Origin of the sequence: Paraburkholderia aromaticivorans, assembly GCF_012689525.1 — a bacterium.
In the GTDB taxonomy this organism is placed as follows: domain Bacteria; phylum Pseudomonadota; class Gammaproteobacteria; order Burkholderiales; family Burkholderiaceae; genus Paraburkholderia; species Paraburkholderia aromaticivorans_A.
In genome coordinates this window covers 199,048-219,184 of sequence record NZ_CP051514.1, presented here as the reverse complement: position 1 = coordinate 219,184, position 20,137 = coordinate 199,048, and the positions used below count along the sequence as shown (strand labels likewise).

Below are 20,137 nucleotides of genomic sequence, written 5' to 3'. Positions count from 1 at the left end.
TGCTGGCGGCCGCCCGCGTGACTACGTACCCCCGCAGGGGCGAGGCGGAAAATTACGATGCTGCCGCAAAGCCAAAGCCTTCGGGCCGCCGAAACGCCTCCGCGTATGCATCGGCATGCGCGGGACAATTTCTTCATCGAGCCCAACCTGTGGACGGACTCTTGCCGCATCGGTGCAATCGGCGCCGTGCGGTGCGATCACCTGGCCGAAATCGCGTTGATGCTGGACGGCAACGCGTTGCGCACACCCTTGCCCTGAACCCTCCCCCGGCTCCGCCCGGGCCTTCTCTCGCGGGCGGTTATTCGAACAGGTCTGCCTGTCTGTAGACGACACCGCGTTTGTGCTGGGGTCCTTCCTTCGGCTCCTCGATGCGGAAGAAGTCAGGGTCGAGGCCGGCGTGTCTGGCGGCCGTCAGCCAGTCGGGCATCGGACCGACCCCGTTCCAGTCGTGGCCTCGCGCGTCGCGGTATAGCGGCGGGTGCGCGAGATCTTCCTGAATGGACGTTTCCAGTGCGTCGAATGTAATGCCGAACTCCAGCATGCGTCGGCGGATCCAGATGGTGAGCCGCTCGCGGGCCTCACCGTCAGCGATTTTCCCTTTCATTCTGAAGTATCCGGTTTTCGTTCGCGGGATTGTAGCAACAGGCAGAAAAAAGCCCGCTCAATTGGCGGGCTGAATCCATATAAGAGAAGACATGGACGAGACGGTTTAAGTAAAAACCCTCGCCCAGTCGGCGCAAGGCCGTCGCGCCGATTCTTCGCATCAACGCGACACGCTCAGGTCAGCTTGTGGTCTGTGCGTTGGTACGCCTCGCCTGCCCGGAAGCGGTCAAGCCGCTCGCTTGCTTCGGCGATTGCCCACAATGGCCCGCAGCGCGGTCGCCCGTCGTAGGTTGTGACGATTTAAGGCGAACAGGCCTGCCGCGTCATCACAGAGCCGCCACTCGCCCGTGTCACGGCCGCGGTCGAACGCAGCCGAGATAGCCGCCTTCCCGACGACCAACTGCTCTTACGTGGCCGCACCGTAACCGGTCTCGGCAAGGAATCCAGTCAGGATCATCGTCTGCGTGAGGGTCTGCACGTCACGCGCGCTGCCGGCGCCGGCCCGCATCGTTGCGGGCGCAAGGTGTACCCGCAGCGCGAGTTCGCCGGCCGTCGCCCGTGGCTTCGGCAGCAGCATCGTCTTGGCGCACCGGACGCGCGCCGCGTTGGTGTTGTGCGCGAAGAGGAGAGGTTTGGGCGTCAGCTTTCGTCGATGATTTTCCTGAACGGGGATATCGACCAGGGCCGGAGGTTGTCTGGACTGTGTCGTCTGACGGCGCGGCGCGGCGATGGGCGATCAATGCTTTGACATACCGGATTGCCTCCTGGCGCTACTCGAGTGACAGGTTGTGGATCGAACCCAGCGATGCCACCCAACCGCCTGTCCTGATGCCCTGGGCCGCCTATTGCACTGGTTACCAGGTTTCGCGATAACGGCGTTGGCGATCGTTTCGTGGTATTTATGGATTAATCGGCCCGAATGAGTTGGCTTCGGGTCGGGTGCGCGTGTTCTTGTCTTTCGCAGCGGCCTTACGGGTCGTTTTTTCGGTCTGGCTCCCACAGTAAGCAACCAGTGAGCCGCGACCGTTGCCCCTAGTCGAGGCGCGTCGGCAAAATCCATGGGGCCCTCGCGGTCAGGCGTGGAGAAGGATCCGGCAGCAAAAGCGCTGTGCGCAAGTCGCCTCTCACGGATGCCTATGAACTTTCCCACCCGGCACGACTGGCTGTTTTCGCTGAAGACCTTCACTGCAGCGATGATCGCGCTCTATCTTGCGCTTGCGCTCGAGTTGCCGCGACCGTACTGGGCAATGGCGACCGTGTACATCGTCTCCAATCCGTTCCTTGGGGCCACGCGGTCGAAAGCGCTCTACCGGGTCGTCGGCACCGCCGTCGGTGCGGCCGTCGCGATTCTCATCGTGCCCCCGTTCGTCGAAGCCCCGTATTTCTTCAGCGTGATTGTCGCGCTATGGACCGGAATCCTGCTTTACCTCGCACTTTACGATCGCACCGCGCGCAGCTACGTCTTCATGCTTGCCGGTTATACGCTGCCGCTCATTGCTCTGCCGGCAGTAACGAATCCGGCCGCTGTTTTCGACATCGCGATCGCACGGACGGAAGAGATCATCCTTGGCATCTTGTGCGCAAGCGTAGTGGGAGGGGCGATCTTTCCGAACCGTCTCGCGCCGTCCCTCGTTGAGCGCACCGACTCGTGGTTCCGCGACGGGGCCTTCTACGCAACGGAAATGCTTTCCGGGCGGGCTACAAGCGCAGCCGTCTCGGCCTGTCGGCAACGTCTCGCTTTGAACGTCAACGGTCTCGAGTTTCTGTTGAGCCAACTGGCTTACGACCACGCGCCACCCCACATAATCGCGCGCAGTCATGCGTTGGGCGGTCGCATGCAATTGCTGCTGCCCATCGTGTCATCGCTTGCCGATCCGCTCATTGCCCTGCTCGGCGACAGCCAGGAGCGACCTGCCGGATTCGAGGCGCTGCTCGCCGACATCGCCAAATGGTTCAGCGCTTCGCTGGCTTCTACAGACGACGCGCATCACTTTGACCGCGAGGCGGACACGTTGCGTCAGCGCATCGCCAAGCTTCAGCCGCCGGCCGATTTACTCGGCACCTGGGAACGGGCGCTTGAATCGAATGCATTGTGGCGTCTGCGCCAACTCGTCGATGTATGGCAGGACTGCCGCTCATTGCGCGCGAAAATCGCGCACGAAGGCGACGTCTGGAAACCACGTTTTCGTCATTGGCGCTTCGGCGGTTCCGAACGCTATTTCGATCGAGGCATCCTGCTGTTCTCCGCAAGCACGGCCGCGCTCGCAATCGTCGCCGCGAGCAGCCTGTGGATCGGTTCCGGGTGGCACGACGGCGCTAGCGCTGTGTCGCTGGCTGCGGTTGCATGCTCGTTGTTCGCCGCACTCGACGAACCTGCTACGGGCGTATTCAAGTTCTTCATTGCCGCGTGCATAAGCCTCGTGGTTGGAGGTTTCTGGCTGTTTGCCGTGCTGCCGCGCATCAGTGACTTTCCCATGCTGGTGATCGCCTTCGCTGGCCCGTTCATGTTGATCGGCACACAGATGGCGCGTCCGCGGTTCAGCCTCGTGGCCATGCTCACCGCGTTCAATACGGCCAACTTCATCAGCATTCAAAGCGCTTACGAGGCTGATTTCCTTGTCTTTCTGAACACCAACATGGCAAGCGTTGCTGGCCTGTTGTTCGCGTTTCTCTGGACACGCGTGACGCGGCCATTCGGCGCCGGGCTGGCTGCCGCGCGGCTCATACGCTCGAGCTGGGAAGATGTGGTGTTCAGCGCCTCGACGGGGCCAATCGACGATCAGCGCAATCTCACCGCCCGTATGCTTGACCGCCTGATGCAACTGATCCCGAGACTGGCCGCGACCGACGATCACCATCCGTCCATCGATAGCTTTCGCGACCTGCGCGTCGCGTTCAGTGCGCTTGATCTACGTCGCCTGAGCCCCCGTCTTCGAGGCGATGCGCCGGGCGCCATCAATCGCGTACTCGAAGATGTACGCCTGCATTTTGAAAGGTGTATCCAGCACGGTGCACGCCGGCCGATTGAGGAAAGTCTGATGTGGTCGCTCGATGCCGCCATCGAGCGGGTTACAGAACAGCACGTGGCCCATGCTGCAGCCGGCCTGGCAGGCTCGGAACGGCTCCTGCGCGACACGCTCAATGCGCTCGTCGCTCTGCGCCTGTCGCTCTTTCCAGCATCGATTTCACCAGGATTGCCTCGCGAGGAGAGACCCGCGGAGTAACGCACCTACGGAGCTTCCGGTTGAATAAGACGGAACGCCGTGACGTGCGTCGTTACACGAGCGACCGAAAGCTCATGAAAACAATGGATCCGCGGCGCGTGAAGAAAGCGGACGATAAAGACGCAAGGCGCGCTGCGCAACCACTCGGCGTGCAACCTGATCTTGCCTCCAAAGCCTCCTCCGCGTCGTCCAAAAACCCTCACTCAAATATTCGCTGACGGTTCGTCATTCCACGCGCCATAACATACTTGCAGGGGCGACTACTAGTGTCGGGGACCACAAAGTCCATTGACATTGCCAATTCGCACGCCAACTCGCGCCCCCCGACCCCGGCCGGGCGCACTGCACTCCGCATCTTCCCAACTACCTGGAAACATGGCCTCGGGCAATTTGGCCCGCAGACCCGCGGTGGACTTCGCACGTTTGAAAATCCTGTGTGGATTTTGAGCTCGGGGCACGCGAATAACGAATCACATGAATGGAAAACTCAACGTAGATCAAGGAGCCAACTTCGACTCAGCTAACGCTTCCCGGTCGGCGCGATCCCGCTGCGGAGCGTGAGAAGGGTCTCGCCAACACGAGTCAAGCGCGCGACGATGTCCACGAGGCCGACGCACGCGTCACTCCATGCAGGAGATGCCCGGTTACCGCATCTGCAGGCGATCAGCACCGCCCTGCTGGCTTCGGATAAGCCGTTGATCACTCAGTGGCCAGTGCGAACCGGCCCAGCTCAGCTTGATCGGCTGCAAGTCTTTGGGGTATGTCCGTCCGCAGGAAATCTACCAACGTGCGAATCTTGGCGTCCAGGTACTGTCGGGACGGATACACTGCGTACAGGCTCATCGCCTGTGACGTGTAACCGGGAAGAATTCGCACGAGCTTGCCGCTCCGCAGCCCGTCGATCACGGAGTAGACTGGCATGACGCCGATCCCCATCCCCTCTTTTACCGCGACGACCGTCGCATCGGCGAGGTTCGACTTGAACATTGCCACACCCAGATCGACCTGCTCCTCTCCCTCCGGTCCATCGAAGATCCAGGTGTCCGTCGGCGCCGCCGGAGTTGCGACACGCAGGCAAACGTGCCGCTTGAGTTCGGCAAGCGTTTTCGGTATGCCGCGCACCCTCAGATAGTCGGGCGATGCACATGCGATGCTGAACGCGTTGCCAAGCCATTGCGATACCAGCCCGGAATCAGGCAGGTCCGGCGCCGCCATAAGCGACACGTCATAACCCTCATCAAGCAGGTCTGGCATGCGTTGGGCCAGCATCAGGTCAACCCGCACATCGCAATAGGTTTCCTGATAGCGGCTAATCGCCGGTACGACGTAGTGCTGACCCAAGCCCGTCATCGCGTGCACACGCAACTTCCCGCACGGGCGCGCGTGCGCATCGGCAGCCTCCGCTTCGGCCTGTTCGACGTACGCGAGGATCTGTTCACAGCGCTGAAGATAACGCTCGCCCGCTTCGGTCAGTGCAATGCGACGGGTGGTCCTGTTCAGCAGCCGTGTGCGCAAGTGAGCTTCAAGATCGGCTACAGCACGCGAAATCGTTGCGGTCGTTGCATTCATTTGCTGGGCGGCAGCGGTAAAAGTGCCAGATTCGACCACGCGAGTAAAAACCCGCATGTTTTGTAGCGTATTCATGGCATTCATTCGGGTAGCAGATGGTTCGGATTCTTGCACATCGGACTAAGATAATTGCATCAATTTACGCAAAAATGCCTTACATCCTCACCCGCTATCGCAGGAATTCATCGGCAAATATAATTCAGTCCATCTCAAAAGCGCCCTTCCTGGAGGAATTGTGCCGTCATCGGTATCAAATAGGTTCGCTATGCTGACGGTTCTTGCGAACCTGTTGATAATCGGCGGTTGCGCAAACACCGGGGGCATCAAGCCGCAGACGCATGGGACGGACGCGTCGGCGCTGGACGCTGGCGCAGCGATTCGCGCCGCGAACGCCGATGCGCAATGGCCCGCCGCTGACTGGTGGCGCGCGTACAACGACCCACAACTTGATGAGTGGATTGCTGCCGCGCAGGCGGGCAATCCGACGCTGGCGGTTGCACAGGCGCGAGTGCGCGAGGCGCTATCAATGGCGGGCGTCGCGCGCTCCGCGCTCGCGCCGCAGGTCAACGGCAATCTGTCGATCCAGCGCGAGCACTGGCCCGATAATGTGTTTTACGGACCTGGACCGCTGGCTAACCAGAATACGTGGAATAACACCGGAACAATTGGCCTGTCCTACCACCTCGATCTCTGGGGCAAGGACAGGAACGCCGCCGAACGCGCACTCGACGCCGCGCATGCGAGCGCGGCCGACGCACGTACTGCGCAGCTCGAACTCGAGGCGAACGTGGTGCGCGCCTATGTCGGCCTTTCGCGCGACTACGCCCTTCTCGATATCGCGAAGGACACACTCGAACAGCAGGAAAAGCTGGCCGCGCTTGCCCGCCATCGGCTGGCGGGTGGTATTGGCACGCAACTCGACGTGAGTCAGGCGGAGACGCCTCTGCCCGAATATGAACGCCAGGTCGATTCAATCCAAGAATCCCTCGCGCTGGGTCGGAACCAGCTCGCTGCGCTCGCTGGCAAGGGGCCCGGCGCCGGAGACTCGATCACCCGTCCGGCGCTCGCGCTGTCCATAGCGTCAGGTCTGCCGTCGGCACTGCCGGCCGAGCTGATCGGTCATCGGCCCGACGTCGTGGCCGCCCGCTGGACGGTCGCCGCGCAGGCGCGCGGCCTCGACGTCGCGAAGGCCGACTTCTATCCAGACATCAACCTGCTCGCGTCGATCGGTGGCTACGCGGCAATGGGCCCACTGTTCAATTTTCTGCGTTCCGCGAGCGGCAGCTGGTCCGCGGGCCCCGCCCTGTCGTTGCCGATCTTCGATGGCGGACGGCTGCGCTCGCAGTATGGCGCTGCCGCGGCGGGCTACGATCAGGCGGTCGAGCAATATAACCAGACAATCGTCAATGCGCTCAAGGACATCGCCGACCAGGTCGTGACAATGCGTTCGCTCGAGACGCAAATCAATGATGCGCGACGCTCCGTTGCAGCCTCGAGACGAAACTTCGATCTGTCCGAAGAAGGCTATCGGCGCGGGCTGACGGACTATGTAAACGTGCTGATTGCGCAGACGCAATTGCTGGCAGCCCAGCAGGGCCTCGCACGGATCCAGGCTGAGCAGCTGATGGCACACGCATCGCTCGAGACCGCCCTCGGCGGTGGCCTCGACGATCCCGCCAACGGTCCAAAGGAAACAGAGGCACTTCCGGGACATGGCAGCAGGAGCGCTGTCACCCTGCTCATCCGAAACCCGGACGTGACACCCGTCGTCCCACCTGCGGCAGCTGGCCGATAAGCTGAAAGTCAACATGCCCACGTCTCCCACCCCCGCGTCGCGCCAGTCGCCGACGCTTGCAACGTTCTGCGCCTCCGCCACCGAATGGGCGCGTACCGACGGCCGCACGTGGCTTTACATGTTCAAGGCAATCGCCGCCGCGCTGCTCGCGCTCGGTATCGCAATGAAACTCGAGTTGCCTCAGCCGCGTACCGCTATGACCACGGTTTTTATCGTGATGCAGCCGGAAAGCGGCAAGGTCCTCGCAAAGAGCTTCTACCGGATCTGCGGCACGCTCGTTGGGCTCGTCGTGATGCTCGCCCTGCTTGGTCTGTTCCCGCAGCAGCCTGAGCTCTTCATCATTACGACCGCGCTGTGGGTCGGCCTCTGCACTGCCGGCGCCGCGCGCAACCGCAACTTCCGTTCATATGGCTTCGTGCTGGCGGGCTACACGGCGGTGTTGATCGGTATTCCGGCGTCCCAGCAGCCGGATGGTGCCTTTATGTCGGCGCTCACACGGGTCGCTGAGGTGACGCTCGGCATCCTGTGCTCAGGCGTGGTCAGTGCGCTCATATTTCCGGAGCATGCGGGCGAACAGATGCGCACCACGGTGCGCGCCCGTTTCAGCGCATTTGTCGACTACGTGTCCGCTACGCTTTCGGGATACGTGCCCCGTGAGCAGATCGAGGCGACGAATGCGCGTTTTGTCGCCGACGTCGTCGGCTTCGAGGCAGCCCGCAGCGTCGCCGTGTTCGAAAGCCCCGGCACCCGCATGCGCAGCGGCCGCCTGTCGCGGTTAAACAGTGAGTTCATGGCGGCATCAACGCGCTTTCACGCGCTGCACCAGTTGATGAACCGGCTGCACGATTCCGGCGCGGACGCGACGATCGAAGCACTCGAACCGTATTTCAGGGAGATTGCGCCGTTGCTGGCAAAGTCCGCCTCCGGCGAGCCGGTGCTGAGCGCCGCCGACGTAGCGCGCGCCACCGGGCAGCTCGCAGCGTATAAAGCCGTGCTGTCCAGCCGCGTGCGCGAAACGCGCACGCGGCTGCAGACGCAGCCCGATGTGCCGCTGCTCGACTTCGATGCCGCGTCGGAGTTGCTGTATCGCTTCGTCGACGATCTGCACGCGTATACAGAGACTTATGCGTCGCTGGCCGTCGATGTGCATGAACGCGAGCGCTGGATCGAGCGCTACGAGCCGAAGACCAACGCCATTGCCGCCGGCGTCGCCGGCGTACGCGCGGCGATCGTGATCATGGCGCTGGGTGCGTTCTGGATCGCGACTGCGTGGCCGAGCGGCACGACGCTCCTGCCCGTCGGCGCAGCGACCTGTGCGTTGGCTTCATCGGCGCCGTACCCGGCGCGCACCGCGTTTCAGATGGCCGTGGGCTCCGTACTGGCGTCGCTGGTGGGACTGATCGTCATGTTCGGCATCTATCCGCACATCGACGGCTTTCCGCTACTGTGCGCCGCGCTCACGCCGAGCCTGCTGCTCGGCGTGTACATGACGACGAAGCCAAAGCTGGCCGGCTATGGCGCAGGCTACTGCATCTTCTTCTGCTTCCTCACGGGTCCGGACAACGTAATCCAGTACGACCCGAGCGGTTTCATCAACAACGCATTGGCGCTCTCGCTGTCGATGTTTGTGTCATCGATTGTGTGTGCCGTGCTGCTGCCGCCTTCGACACCGTGGTTGCGCAACCGGCTGCTCGACGATCTGCGACGTCAGGTCGTGACAGCCTGCCGCGGGCGTCTGTCGCAGTTGCGCACGCGATTCGAGAGCGGCGCGCGCGACCTGATGTTCCAGATCAACGCACTTGCCCAGGGCGAGCCCGAACTCAAGCTGAATACGCTGCGCTGGCTGTTCACCACGCTGGAAGTGGGCAACGCTGAAATCGATCTACGCCAGGAGATTGCAATGCTCCCGGCAGATGCGCCTTATACCGCTTCGATGCCGTGGCGTGTCTCGATCCGCCAGATGGAGGACGCGCTGGCGAAGCTGTTTGACCGCCCGCATGCATTGCATCTCGATGCCGCGCTGCGCGCAACGGCCGAAGCTCTTGCCGCGATGCAGCAGATGCTCACGACGGTTACGCCACCGGGAGAGGAACGGCAGCAGTTGCAACGTATCCTCAGTCATCTGCATTTCATTCGAACCGCGCTGCTCGATCCGCAGTCGCCACTGCAAACGCAGGTCAGCGGCCGGGAAGCACGTGAAGGAAATCATCATGTCGCGTGAACTAGCCGTTTTCGATGCATACGTGCCGGCCATTGTGCTGCTGTTCATTGCTGGCGCCGTCGTCACGTGGTTGCTGGATCGCGTAATCGCCTGTACGGGCCTCTATCGCGTTGTCTGGCACCCGTCCCTCTTCCGCGCGAGTTTGCTCGTATGTACGTGCGGCCTGCTAGGCCTCGCCGTCTATCGTTGACCAGAGTCAAAACATGAGTATCAGAAACATCATTGGTTTTATCGCGACTGCCTTCGTGTTCGCCGTCGCGATCCTGATTGGTCGCGTGCTATGGGTGCATTACATGGACGAGCCGTGGACACGCGATGGACGCGTGCGCGCCGAGATTATCAACATTGCGCCTGATGTGTCGGGCGCGGTCGTCGATATGCCGGTGCGGGACAACCAGTTCGTGAAGAAGGGAGACCTGCTGATGCAGATCGACCCTTCGCATTACGAGATCGCGGTCGAACAGGCGCAGGCAGCCGTCGCCGCACGCAAGGCCGAGTTGCAGATGCGTCGTGACGATGCACAGCGGCGCGCCGATATGGATAGCCTGGTCGTGTCCAAAGAGAACCGCGAAAATGCGTCGCACACGGCCAGCGCGGCCGAGGCGCAGTATCAGCAGGCGCTCGCCGCCCTCGACGCAGCGAAACTCAACCTGACGCGTACGAGAGTAGTATCTCCTGTCGACGGCTATGTGACCAACCTCAGCGTGTTTCGCGGCGACTATGCCACCACCGGCACCGCAAAGATGGCTGTCGTCGACAGTCACTCCTTCTGGGTATACGGGTATTTCGAGGAAACCAAGCTGCCAAAGGTAAAGGTGGGTGGCAAGGCCGAGATCCGCTTGATGAGCGGCGGCGTTCTGCAGGGTCATGTCGAGGGTATCTCCCGTGGCATCTATGATCGCGACAATCCGCAGAGCCGCGAATTGCTCGCCGACGTTAATCCGACCTTCAACTGGGTGCGTCTCGCACAGAGGGTACCCGTGCGAATCAGGATCGATCAGGTGCCTGAAGGAATTCCATTGTCGGCAGGAACGACTTGTACCGTGGTGATCTCGCCCACCTGACCGCCCGACCAGAAGACAGTCGTCAAGCACCTTTTCTGCACTTGTCCTGGTAAATTCATGAGCCCTCCCTCCGATGCCGCAACCGGATCCGCCGAATCCGTGCCTTTCTCGAGCATCGGCTATGTCCTGAGCCGGGCGAGCGTCACGATGTCGGCTCTGGCCTCGCGCCACTGCATGGTGGAACTGGGCATCACGGCCACGCAGGCGGCCGTCGTGCATCTGCTTGCCACGAGCCCCGCCGTAACGGCCGCGGACCTCGCGCGCGCATACGGCATGGACGCCAGTGCGGCAACCCGCCTGATCAGCCGGCTGGAGCAGCGCGGCCTGCTCTCGCGGCAGCGCGGCGGGCAAGACCGCCGTGTGGTGCGGATCGCACTGACGGCTCAAGGACATGCGTTGGCTGACGGGGTCCCGGACTGCTTTATGCACGTGCGCGATAAACTTGTGGCCGGATTCGCGCCGGACGAACTTGCGTCTCTAAGGGAAATGCTGCGCCGAATTCTGACCAACGCCGAAGAGGCGGCCGCCAGGCCGATGCCGGCCGTGGCGCCGAAAGGTCCGTGATTTTCGTGCTGTGCGCGGGGTTTCGCCGGCACAGACCTGAGTGCCGTCGCAGGCGTTGTCGGTAGCTGCGCGCGGTTACCCGCGTCCAGCCCCTTCCGAACCGTGCGTGGGTCTTTAGATCATTGTGCCCGGGCTTCCAGGCATACTTCGACACGCGGTGTCACATCGGTAAACTTCAGTCCCGATGGCGCGAAAATGCAGAACCCATCAAAAGACTATGCGAAGCTGAACCGCGTCTGACTCATACAGGACGGCCTGTGTGTCCGGAAAGCCATTACGACCGTTATCCTTTGCGGTGTCCGCTGCATAATTGCATAATGCGGGGGCCCTCAGACGGCATAGCTTTTATCGTCGACGGTCCCACGGGATCTTCAGGTACACCTTCTGCATTGCTGTAAAAATCATCACCCCGCCGGTGAAGCGAGACGCGCATGGGATGCCGCGTCGGCGCAAGGTGTTGCCGGATCACGGCGACGCTGGACAGGAATGGCTGCGTGCATGTCGGCTCGCGAGATCGCCGCATGAGCCGCTCGCGTTCGCGTGTCGGCTGGGTGCTGTTCTCATGCCGGTTGTCGAGTGGGGCTGGATCTTCGGCGACCACGCGCCTCGCGCCCGACAGGTCCTCAATCCCGGCCGCCGCCTGAGGATAACTGTGCCGCTGATTGGTGACGATTTGCGCGGCGTTGTTTGCGCACAGCCTGCGCCTGAAGAAGCATTTCGCGGCGGTCGTGTCACGCCGCCTTTTTGCAGCAGAGTGTGGCGTTCGGCGCCGTGCTCGTCGATAGCACGCCGCAGCTGCTGGTAGGGTTCGCGCGCTGCGTGACTAGCATCCTGCCAGGATGCCACGTGCCGCCCGGCTTGCGTTGCGACGCTTTTACGCGGTGGATAAACTTGCCGCCGGATTTTTTCATCAGTGCCGGATCCTCTTGCAGGTCACGATCACGCCACGCCCGAAGAGCAACTCTTCGATGTCGCGCAGGCTCGACCGGAAACGAAAATATCAACGCACGACGCAACTGGTAACGCCAGCGGGGGAATCGGTACCGTAACGCAGTGACTCTGATTTCTTCATCGCGCTATCCTGTGCGACGCCCCGGACAACCTGAAAACGGCACCGTTGGGGGTGTCCTGACATGACGACCCCGAACTCCACCACCGCCAAAGACGCGCCCGCGACTGGAACACGCGCGCGCTGTTAGCCGGCCCGTGCCAGCAGGCCGGGCCGGCGCGCTTGCCTAGAAGCGGTGACGCAAACCGACCGCAGCGGCAACCTGGTTCTGCCCCGTTGACGGCGACAGCGTGTTGATCGCCGAGACGTTCGCGCGTCCGTTACCGAGTTCCCCCGATGCATGCTGGTACACACCTTCCACGTAGACGTCGGTACGCCTGCTGAGCGAGTAGTCGGCTTGCAGCGACACCGTGTGCCACTTCGGATCGCCCGAACCGTTCGAACCCGATACCTTGCCATCCGTGTACGTGTACGATGCAGCCAAACCCAGGGCCGGCGTCAGCGCGTAACGGCCGTTCACTTCAAAGTTATCGAGGTGCAGATTAGTGCCGCTCGGGATCGCGAACGAGGTGCCGTTTTGAGAAGCGCTGATCAGGTTGTCGAACTGGGTGTGCGTCCAGACGAAGCCGACCGTCGCCGGACCGTACGAATAGTTCGCGCCGACCCCGTAGGTGCGCTGCAGCGCTGCGGTGAGGTTTGCATTGTCACCCGCACCGGCGGATACGGAGCCGGACGGGTTGATGCCGTTGACCGAATTGTTCAACTGCAGGTAAGCAGCAGCAACGTTCAGCGGACCGTTGCTATACGACGCGCCCGCGCTCCACGCGCGGTTGTTCGAGAACTGACCAGCGGAGTTGCTGAAGCCATACAGGCCGCCGAACTTCAGGCCCGCATAATTCGCGCTCGTGTACTTGACGGAGTTCTTGATCGAAAACGAGTTGTCGAGGTTATCGTTGTCGAATGGGTGACCGGCCAGGTTGTTGCCGTAGCCCGCACCGGCTTCCGACAGCGGTGCCAGGTAGTCGACCACGGAGTCATACTGGCGGCCCAGTGTCAGCGTACCGAATTTGTCGCTTTTCAAGCCCACGAAGGCCTGGCGGTTGAACATCGTGTTCTTTTCGGAGTACTGTCCGTTACCGAGATTGAAGCCGCTTTCCAGGGTGAAGACTGCGCGCAGACCGCCGCCCAGATCTTCGCTGCCACGCAGCCCGAAGTACGTGTCCGACACCGAGCCGCTCCCTTGCTGCCAGTTGTTGTGGCCGCCGGAGTTATTCGAGTAGACGAGACCTGCGTCCAGCGTTCCATATAGAGTGACGCTGCTTTGCGCGTGGGCGGAGACGGCGAACGCGCCGATGATGCCGGCAACGAGGAGGTTTTTTTTCATGCTATTCCGTAAGATGAGATATAAACCGCGTCAGAGAGCCACCTCAACGAGGCAGGTGGGTGCCTGGCGACGCGACGTTGAGTTTACGAGACAGTCTTCTGAAAATGGCTGACGGATTTACGAAAAAGTGAGTTACGAATCCGGTAAATATTTGAAGAATAAACGGCTAGTAACCTGTATATAAAGAACTATTGCACCGGTGTCGGAGAACTCACTCAGCGCCCCGCTGTTGCGATACTGCTACGTGCCATGTGGTCGCACGCGCGCGATATGTTGGCTCAACATAATCACGTGCCGCGGGTCGGATCCTGATGAACACTTCCTACGCCGCATACGATCTGATGCTATTCACGAGTCGTCGGCTGAGATCTCCTACTGCTTGCGTCAGCGGCAGAGGTAGATAACTCCGGCGCAAAGTCCCTGCAGCGACGCATCGATTCCTGGCGATGCGACGCGAGCGCTCCCGCGCATGTTAAAACGATCAGGACCAAAGGCTTCCCCAAATATCACGGATGTGAAACGGTTCCGGGTTGATGTGTTGACACCCCGCCCGGCCCGGCTTGTCAGAACGATCTATCCCAGGATTCTTCGCAGACCAAACAACTGACCAGGATCGCACCTTCCGGGCCCAGAGCGCAATCCACCGCGCAGCTCCAGCCCGCGCCATTCAGCGCAGTGCGTTAAATACTTCTCGCGATTCATGCTTGCGCTGTGGCGCTTCCTTATTCTTCAACATCAGATAAGGAACAACAAACTCCATTCTTCGTCCGACACGTCTCCCGGGTACGGCTTGCGTCTCCTCATCCCGCCAGGTAGGCCAACTCACGAAAAGCGCATGACACGCTCTGAAGTGCCGACGACGCAGCCATTTGTCTGTTTGACGGCCCGTCGTCAGCAATGGTGTCCGCTGAAACTGTTCGGAGCACTGCTATTGCGCCCCCCTGGAGTCCTGTTTTTTTCATCCCGCCCCGCGTTGTTTCAAAGAGCCTTCGAGGCAAAACGTAGGGTGGAGAACGCTCCGCAGTCTGACGCGACCGCCCCCCAACTGCGACCAGTGGTCCATTGCGGCGGCTTCATAACGGCGATTTACGCAAAGCATGTTTGTCAAAAATGGCACTCTGCCTCTGAGCGCAAAACTTATAATGCTTGCGGCAGATATTCGTTCGAGAGAAGGGTATTTCATCGCGCTCACTGAAAAAACACGTCGGTCGAGCGACGTACGCTTCGCGCTGCGCCGCGTCCGGCATCGTCGACTCCACCGTATTCCGCCGCAGACCGCTGATTGCTGACTCTGTCTTTCGACAGTGCCAGCAAAGATGCCGAAGTTTGGGCGCCGGTGGGGAGTCGATCGACACAGGAATGACATTCAACAAATTATCGGATGCGGCAACACGTCACCTTCAATCAAACGCCAGCCCTCAAGGCAAACCTTTCTCGCGGTCGGTCGACGCTCGTGGTTATCTTCATATCGGTTGCATTCGCGTCATGCGCAGCCCGAGCCTTCTGGATTCAGGTTATCGGTAACAAATTTTATCGGAAAGAAGGCGCGTCACGCGTCGAACATATTGTCGATGTTCATGCTGAGCGCGGAAAGATATTGGACCGCAATGGGATGGTGCTGGCTGCAAACGTTCCGGTGCGATCGGTGTGGGCCGACCCGCGGGAGATTTCTGACGACCTCGAACCGGACAAACTTGCTACGCTGTCGCGTCTGCTGGACGTCCCCGAACAGAAGATCCGCGTTCAAATCGACAGTGACCGGACGTTCGTTTATCTCAGGCACCAGGTACCACTTGCAGTTGCTGACGAAATCAAGGCCCTGGGCATCCCGGGCATCTACCAGATCCCGGAGTACAAGCGAAGATACCCCGAAGGCGAGGTGACCGCACAACTGGTCGGTTTTGCGGGCATGACGGGCACAGGCGAAGACGGCGTGGAGCTTGCTCAGGACATGAGGCTTAAGTCTATCGACGGCACGAAGGTGGTCGTTCGCGACAGGGTGGGACACATCGTTGAAGATCTGGGCTATATGAAAGGCCCGCATCCGGGCGGCGACGTACAACTCGCCCTGAACGGCAGGATTCAATACAGCGCCTTTAACGCGCTGCGATCGGCTGTCGTCAATAGCAACGCGGAGAGCGGCTCGGCAATTGTTGTTGACGGTCACACGGGCGAAGTTCTCGCTCTGGCAAATTATCCAAGCTATGACCCAAACGACCGATCCATGCTGCGCGGCCCTGCACTGCGTAATCGTGCGGTGACGGACGTGTTCGAACCGGGCTCTATCATGAAACCGCTTACGGTCTCAGCCGCTCTGGACCTGCGCAGGATTGCTCCTGATTCGCTCGTTGAGACGAACCGGACCTTCTCGCTGGATGGGGCCACAATAACGGACGACGCAAACTTCGGCACCTTGACGGTCGCTGGCGTTATCCAGAAGTCAAGCAACATCGGCGCGACGAAGATCGGGCTAACGGTGACGCCTGAAGAAATGTGGAATATGTACACCGCGCTCGGCTTCGGTCAGCCTCCCGACCTCGGCTTCCCTGGCGCTGGCGTTGGCATCGTCAGGCCGTGGCGAAAGTGGCACCGCATCGAGCAGGCGACGATGTCATACGGATACGGTATGTCCGTGTCGCTAGTCCAACTCGCTCACGCTTACACGGTCTTCGCAAACAATGGCAGGGCCGTGCCGCTTTCGCTCTACAAAACGGACCAGGCGTCGGTCACAACCATGCCGGTTTTCACGCAGCGTACGAGCGACGAAGTCAGGGAGATGCTGGCGAAGGTCGTCGCGAAAGGCGGCACCGCTCCTCAGGCCGAAGTCCCCGGGTACAGCGTCGGCGGCAAGACCGGAACGGCATATACCGCGACACGCCACGGCTATGACAAAAACACTTACCGTGCATCGTTCGTGGGTATCATTCCAATCAAAAATCCCAGACTTGTGATCGCCGTCTCAGTTGACAAGCCTAAAGGCGCCCGACACTATGGCGGTGACGTTTCAGGCCCAGCATTCGCAGAAATCGCGCAGGCGGCTATGCACGCTCTTGATGTCAAACCGGACGAGCCAGTCGTCCAGATGGCCCACGCCACCAGATGAACGGGCAAATGCAGGCTCCTGTACATCCAGGCAGGCGGCGCGTCAAGGACAAACCGATGGCTTGGAGACCGGCCGTTGCCTGGCCTGTTGATCAATGCACGCATGTGTTGGGCGCCACGTGGCGCCCATCTGCTTGCCCAGGTGCGATGCGCGGTGATCCATGGTGATCTGGCAACCACACTTGCAGCCTATCGAGCGCGCATCGACAAAGTACCGGAGGGCGCGCTCCGCTTTCTTATATTCCTGCGGCGGCCGGCAGAAGCGGAACCCCATGCTTTTTAACAGTCCCTTGCCGATCAGACGACTTCAGGTCATTTTTCGGACAACTTTTGTGTCGGTTGACAGCTATCCGGCTACGCCCGACGCATCAACGTCGGCGCTGGAGCAGGCAGCCTACGCCGCACCGCTGATTTTGCTCGCCCAAACGCGTCAGGCTGATCGCGACAAGGCACATTCGGATGCCGACGCGCGCCATCGTGAAGATCTCGCAAAAGCGAGCGAGGAACGCCAGTTAATCGCCGCGAATCAAACCGAGTTGCTGCTCGGATTGCTTCAGCAGAATACGCAGCTAACTGAACTGACAAAACAGATGAGCGAACATATAGAGGCGCTGACTCTGGAATGGAATAAAAAGTTGACGAAACCCGGGACGGGGACGCAGGTTTAATTGGAAAGCGCGCAGTATCGCTCTCACAAGAATCACCGATCGCACGCGCCCGACACAATTGTCCCAGTTGCGTCTGCGCGCCGCGCGATTTCGTCGAAAACTGTCGAGAATGGCGAGGCAACAAACCGGCGTGGAAACGTGACGGTCCGTTGTCTGTTTCAAAGCCTCGTCCTGATGTCCACGTGAACGCGATGAAGGCAAGGTCTAGTCGCGTCTGACGATGAAATTGTCAAAGCGACCGCCCGACGGATGCCGGGTGGCATCAGCCATTTAAGTACTGCGAGAACACGGCTCAAGTCAGACCGCCGTTTGCTCTGAGTGAAAAAAACGCACCGCAACGCATCGCCGCACTTCCTGGAAGTATGCGTACGGGCGCTATGATGGACGACGAGCTCCACTCCGAAAGATGCTCCCATGGACGCGTCGTTTATCTCAGCGCTCGCCGCATTGGTCAGCGCCGCCATCGGCGGCTTGACGTCCGTGCTTGCCTCGTGGCTAACGCAACGCACGCAGGCTCGCGCCGAATGGCTGGCGCATGACCGCGTCCGGCGACAGAGCGGATTAGGTAGCTGACCGCAACCACTCCGAGAAGGCTCGGATGGTCCTTTCGCGAGGATGGCCTGACCTGCGAATCACATAGAAGCCATACCCAGGCAAGCTCAGCTTGAACGCTTTTACGAGCGTACCGGCGGCGAGTTCGGGTGCCACGAGCACGTCACTAAAAATCCCGATTCCCTGGCCGGCGATCACCGCCTCGATGGCATGCAGCTCCTCCCTGAAGCTCAGGTGCTGCATGTCCTTGAATTCTGGCACTTCGCGCCACCTGCGCTGAGCCGCGGCAAGCCATCTCTGCCACGTGGGCGGTTCACGGTCGACTGGCGACCAATAGGAGTGAATCAGAAATGGTATGGACGCCGCCCACCAGGCGGATAGCCGGGAGGTCGCCGGAATGAGCAGAGACAAGGAAGGTGGACCCGCACAGACCGGCGGGCGAAAAAATCCAGGTTGGAGGATCATCCACACGTTCCTACGTAAACCGGAGGGCCGATCATGAAACTTACGCCAGTTGGTATCGACATCGCGAAAAACGTCCTTCAGGTACACCACGTGGACGAAGAGACCGGAGAAATCGTCAACAAGCCGATCAAACGGGCGAAGTTTCTCGCCTACTTTGCGAATCGCGCACCATGCCTGATCGGCATGGAAGCGTCTGGCGGTGCGCAGCACTGGGCAAGGCAGCTCATCAAGATGGGGCATCAAGTCAAGCTGATGCCAGGGCAATACGTGAAGGCCTTCAACATACGCAACAAGAGCGATCCCGCCGACGCCCGGGCGATCTGGCTCGCGGTACAGCAACCGGGCAAGCCGGTCGCGGTCAAGACCGAGATGCAGCAAGCGATGCTGGCGCTGCACCGGATGCGTGAGCAGCTGGTCAAATTCCGCACGATGCAGATCAACTCACTACGCGGACTGCTCACCGAATACGGCGAAGTCATGGGCAAGGGGCGGCTCGCCCTGGACAGGGCAATACCGGACGTGCTGGCCCGGGTCGCCGACCGCCTGCCGGCCGTGCTAATCGACACGCTGCGTGAGCAGTGGAACGGGCTAAGCGTACTGGACGGGCAGATCGCCGCGATCGAGCGACGGATGCGCGAATGGAAAAAGGAAGACAAGGACGTCAAGGCCATCGCCGAGATTCCTGGCGTCGGCCTGCTGACCGCGACAGCCGCCGTCGCGACGATCGGCGACCCTAAGATGTTCCGCTCCGGGCGCGAGTTTGCTGCCTGCATCGGACTGGTGCCTAAGCAGGTGGGATCCGGCGGGAAGCTTATGTTGCTGGGCATCAGCAAGCGGGGCGATACCTATCTTCGCACGCTCCTTATTCACGGCGCCCGCAGTGTTATCAGCAGTCCAAAACAGCATGATCCATGGATCGAGCAGATGAAGAAGCGGCGACCACTGAATGTCGTGATCGTCGCACTCGCGAACAAGATGGCCCGCACCATCTGGGCCGTCCTGGCCCACAGCCGCTCCTATCAGGGGGGATACGTGAGCGCCAAGCCGGCATAAATGAGCACGAGCAAATTCCAAACGTAGGTGAAGTCAACTTTGTAGTCGGAGGATGGAACGTCAAAAGGTTGCGCAGGTACTTGAGAGTGATGGCAAAACAGGTCGGACCGGGACTCGCCAAACCTGGAGAGCGCGAAGAGCCTTGAGCTCGGTGCAGAAATGAGGCGCGAGTCAGCTGAATCCATAGGGGCCCGCAGCGAAAACACCCGCTGCAACAAGGCCGGATATAAACCCGCAGCCGTTCCTGTCACGTCAGACCCCTCGAAGTCCCTTTGCAAACGGGCGGCGTCCATATAAACGTGCTCTGCGAGATCGACTGGTCTCTTCAGTCGTCCCTTTGAAAGCAAGCGCGGATTGTAGACGGGCCAGAATGTATCTCTCAAGAGATCATCGGCGATCCCGTCCGTCGGCACCGCTCGGCTGGTCGCATAACGAATCGCGACGTCGCCCTCCCCGGCCTGCAGATCGAGCAAGGTATCCGTGCCGATCACCTCCAGCGGCACGTCGGGATGCAATTTCCGCCACGCGGACAGGCGGGGCACGAGCCAACGGCTGGCAAAAGCGTTCGTTGTCGTTACGCGAAGGGGCTGTTGGTCGCTATCCCACTTGACGGCCGCGATTGCGGTGGCGAACACCTCAAGCCCGCCACGAATGGCAGGGAACAGCCGCGCTCCGGCATCGGTCAGCGCCAAGGGCCGCGGTCTGCGACGGAACAGGGTGCAACCACAATAGCGCTCGAGCAATCGGATCTGGTGACTGATCGCGGTGGGGGTCACACACAGCTCTAGCGCGGCCTTCTTGAAGCTCATATGGCGAGCGACTGCATCAAACGCGCGGAACTCTACCAGGGGCGGCAGCTTGTGC

The 20,137-nt window shown here is 60.8% G+C and carries 16 protein-coding genes and 2 pseudogenes; 10 read left to right on the top strand and 8 right to left on the bottom strand.

Annotated features, from left to right (window positions below; genetic code table 11):
• The first annotated feature begins 57 nt into the window (after positions 1-57).
• Positions 58-258 (top strand): hypothetical protein, encoded by a 201-nt coding sequence (locus tag HF916_RS00970; RefSeq protein ID WP_168787483.1) that lies wholly within the window; start codon positions 58-60, stop codon positions 256-258.
• Positions 259-298: 40 nt separating this feature from the next.
• On the opposite strand, the gene HF916_RS00965 is transcribed toward HF916_RS00970, so the two are convergent.
• Together HF916_RS00965 and HF916_RS51605 are read right to left on the bottom strand one after the other, a co-directional pair.
• Positions 299-604, bottom strand: a complete 306-nt coding sequence (locus tag HF916_RS00965; protein WP_168787482.1) for an H-NS histone family protein — start codon at positions 602-604, stop codon at positions 299-301.
• A 405-nt stretch (positions 605-1,009) separates the two neighbouring features.
• Positions 1,010-1,180: a hypothetical protein gene (locus HF916_RS51605; protein WP_346777702.1), complete on the bottom strand. Its 171-nt coding sequence runs from the start codon at positions 1,178-1,180 to the stop codon at positions 1,010-1,012.
• Between the two features lie 559 nt (positions 1,181-1,739).
• Here HF916_RS51605 and HF916_RS00955 point away from each other — a divergent pair.
• On the top strand, positions 1,740-3,827 hold the full coding sequence (locus HF916_RS00955) for an FUSC family protein (RefSeq protein ID WP_168787481.1): 2,088 nt from the start codon (positions 1,740-1,742) through the stop codon (positions 3,825-3,827).
• 699 nt (positions 3,828-4,526) lie between these two features.
• Here the strand turns inward: HF916_RS00955 and HF916_RS00950 are convergent.
• Positions 4,527-5,471 carry a LysR family transcriptional regulator gene (locus tag HF916_RS00950; RefSeq protein WP_168787480.1) on the bottom strand — a complete coding sequence of 315 codons (945 nt, stop codon included), beginning with the start codon at positions 5,469-5,471 and terminating at the stop codon, positions 4,527-4,529.
• 160 nt (positions 5,472-5,631) lie between these two features.
• On the opposite strand from HF916_RS00950, the gene HF916_RS00945 reads away from it, so the two are divergent.
• From HF916_RS00945 to HF916_RS00925, 5 genes are read left to right on the top strand one after another with little or no spacing between them, the layout of a single operon-like run.
• Positions 5,632-7,191 (top strand): efflux transporter outer membrane subunit, encoded by a 1,560-nt coding sequence (locus HF916_RS00945; RefSeq protein WP_431311374.1) that lies wholly within the window; start codon positions 5,632-5,634, stop codon positions 7,189-7,191.
• 13 nt (positions 7,192-7,204) lie between these two features.
• A complete protein-coding gene (locus HF916_RS00940) occupies positions 7,205-9,412 on the top strand; it encodes an FUSC family protein (RefSeq protein WP_168787478.1) in 2,208 nt (735 codons plus the stop codon).
• Positions 9,399-9,602: a DUF1656 domain-containing protein gene (locus HF916_RS00935; RefSeq protein WP_206001797.1), complete on the top strand. Its 204-nt coding sequence runs from the start codon at positions 9,399-9,401 to the stop codon at positions 9,600-9,602. Before HF916_RS00940 ends, HF916_RS00935 begins: the two co-directional genes overlap by 14 nt.
• 13 nt (positions 9,603-9,615) lie before the next feature.
• On the top strand, positions 9,616-10,476 hold the full coding sequence (locus tag HF916_RS00930; RefSeq protein ID WP_168787476.1) for an efflux RND transporter periplasmic adaptor subunit: 861 nt from the start codon (positions 9,616-9,618) through the stop codon (positions 10,474-10,476).
• A 57-nt stretch (positions 10,477-10,533) separates the two neighbouring features.
• On the top strand, positions 10,534-11,040 hold the full coding sequence (locus tag HF916_RS00925; protein ID WP_168787475.1) for a MarR family winged helix-turn-helix transcriptional regulator: 507 nt from the start codon (positions 10,534-10,536) through the stop codon (positions 11,038-11,040).
• A 283-nt stretch (positions 11,041-11,323) separates the two neighbouring features.
• On the opposite strand, the pseudogene HF916_RS50095 reads toward HF916_RS00925, so the two are convergent.
• The 3 genes and pseudogenes from HF916_RS50095 to HF916_RS50090 all read right to left on the bottom strand — a co-directional run.
• Positions 11,324-11,776 (bottom strand): annotated as a pseudogene (locus HF916_RS50095) (DDE-type integrase/transposase/recombinase); the annotation flags it as partial.
• Between the two features lie 499 nt (positions 11,777-12,275).
• On the bottom strand, positions 12,276-13,433 hold the full coding sequence (locus HF916_RS00915; protein ID WP_168787474.1) for a porin: 1,158 nt from the start codon (positions 13,431-13,433) through the stop codon (positions 12,276-12,278).
• Positions 13,434-14,103: 670 nt separating this feature from the next.
• Positions 14,104-14,237, bottom strand: a pseudogene (locus tag HF916_RS50090) (transposase); the annotation flags it as partial.
• A gap of 577 nt (positions 14,238-14,814) precedes the next feature.
• Between HF916_RS50090 and HF916_RS00910 the strand changes: the two are divergent.
• Together HF916_RS00910 and HF916_RS49705 are read left to right on the top strand one after the other, a co-directional pair.
• A complete protein-coding gene (locus HF916_RS00910) occupies positions 14,815-16,536 on the top strand; it encodes a peptidoglycan D,D-transpeptidase FtsI family protein (protein ID WP_168787473.1) in 1,722 nt (573 codons plus the stop codon).
• Between the two features lie 271 nt (positions 16,537-16,807).
• The gene (locus tag HF916_RS49705; RefSeq protein ID WP_206001751.1) at positions 16,808-17,203 is read left to right on the top strand and encodes a DUF1003 domain-containing protein; all 396 of its coding nucleotides are present in this window, start codon (positions 16,808-16,810) and stop codon (positions 17,201-17,203) included.
• Positions 17,204-17,764: 561 nt separating this feature from the next.
• Here the strand turns inward: HF916_RS49705 and HF916_RS51355 are convergent.
• Positions 17,765-18,220, bottom strand: a complete 456-nt coding sequence (locus tag HF916_RS51355; protein WP_206001750.1) for a LysR substrate-binding domain-containing protein — start codon at positions 18,218-18,220, stop codon at positions 17,765-17,767.
• A gap of 33 nt (positions 18,221-18,253) precedes the next feature.
• On the opposite strand from HF916_RS51355, the gene HF916_RS00895 reads away from it, so the two are divergent.
• Positions 18,254-19,273 (top strand): IS110 family transposase, encoded by a 1,020-nt coding sequence (locus HF916_RS00895; protein ID WP_168787472.1) that lies wholly within the window; start codon positions 18,254-18,256, stop codon positions 19,271-19,273.
• On the opposite strand, the gene HF916_RS49700 is transcribed toward HF916_RS00895, so the two are convergent.
• The gene (locus HF916_RS49700) at positions 19,240-20,082 is read right to left on the bottom strand and encodes a LysR family transcriptional regulator (RefSeq protein ID WP_240975274.1); all 843 of its coding nucleotides are present in this window, start codon (positions 20,080-20,082) and stop codon (positions 19,240-19,242) included. The genes HF916_RS00895 and HF916_RS49700 overlap by 34 nt on opposite strands.
• Between the last annotated feature and the right edge of the window lie 55 nt (positions 20,083-20,137).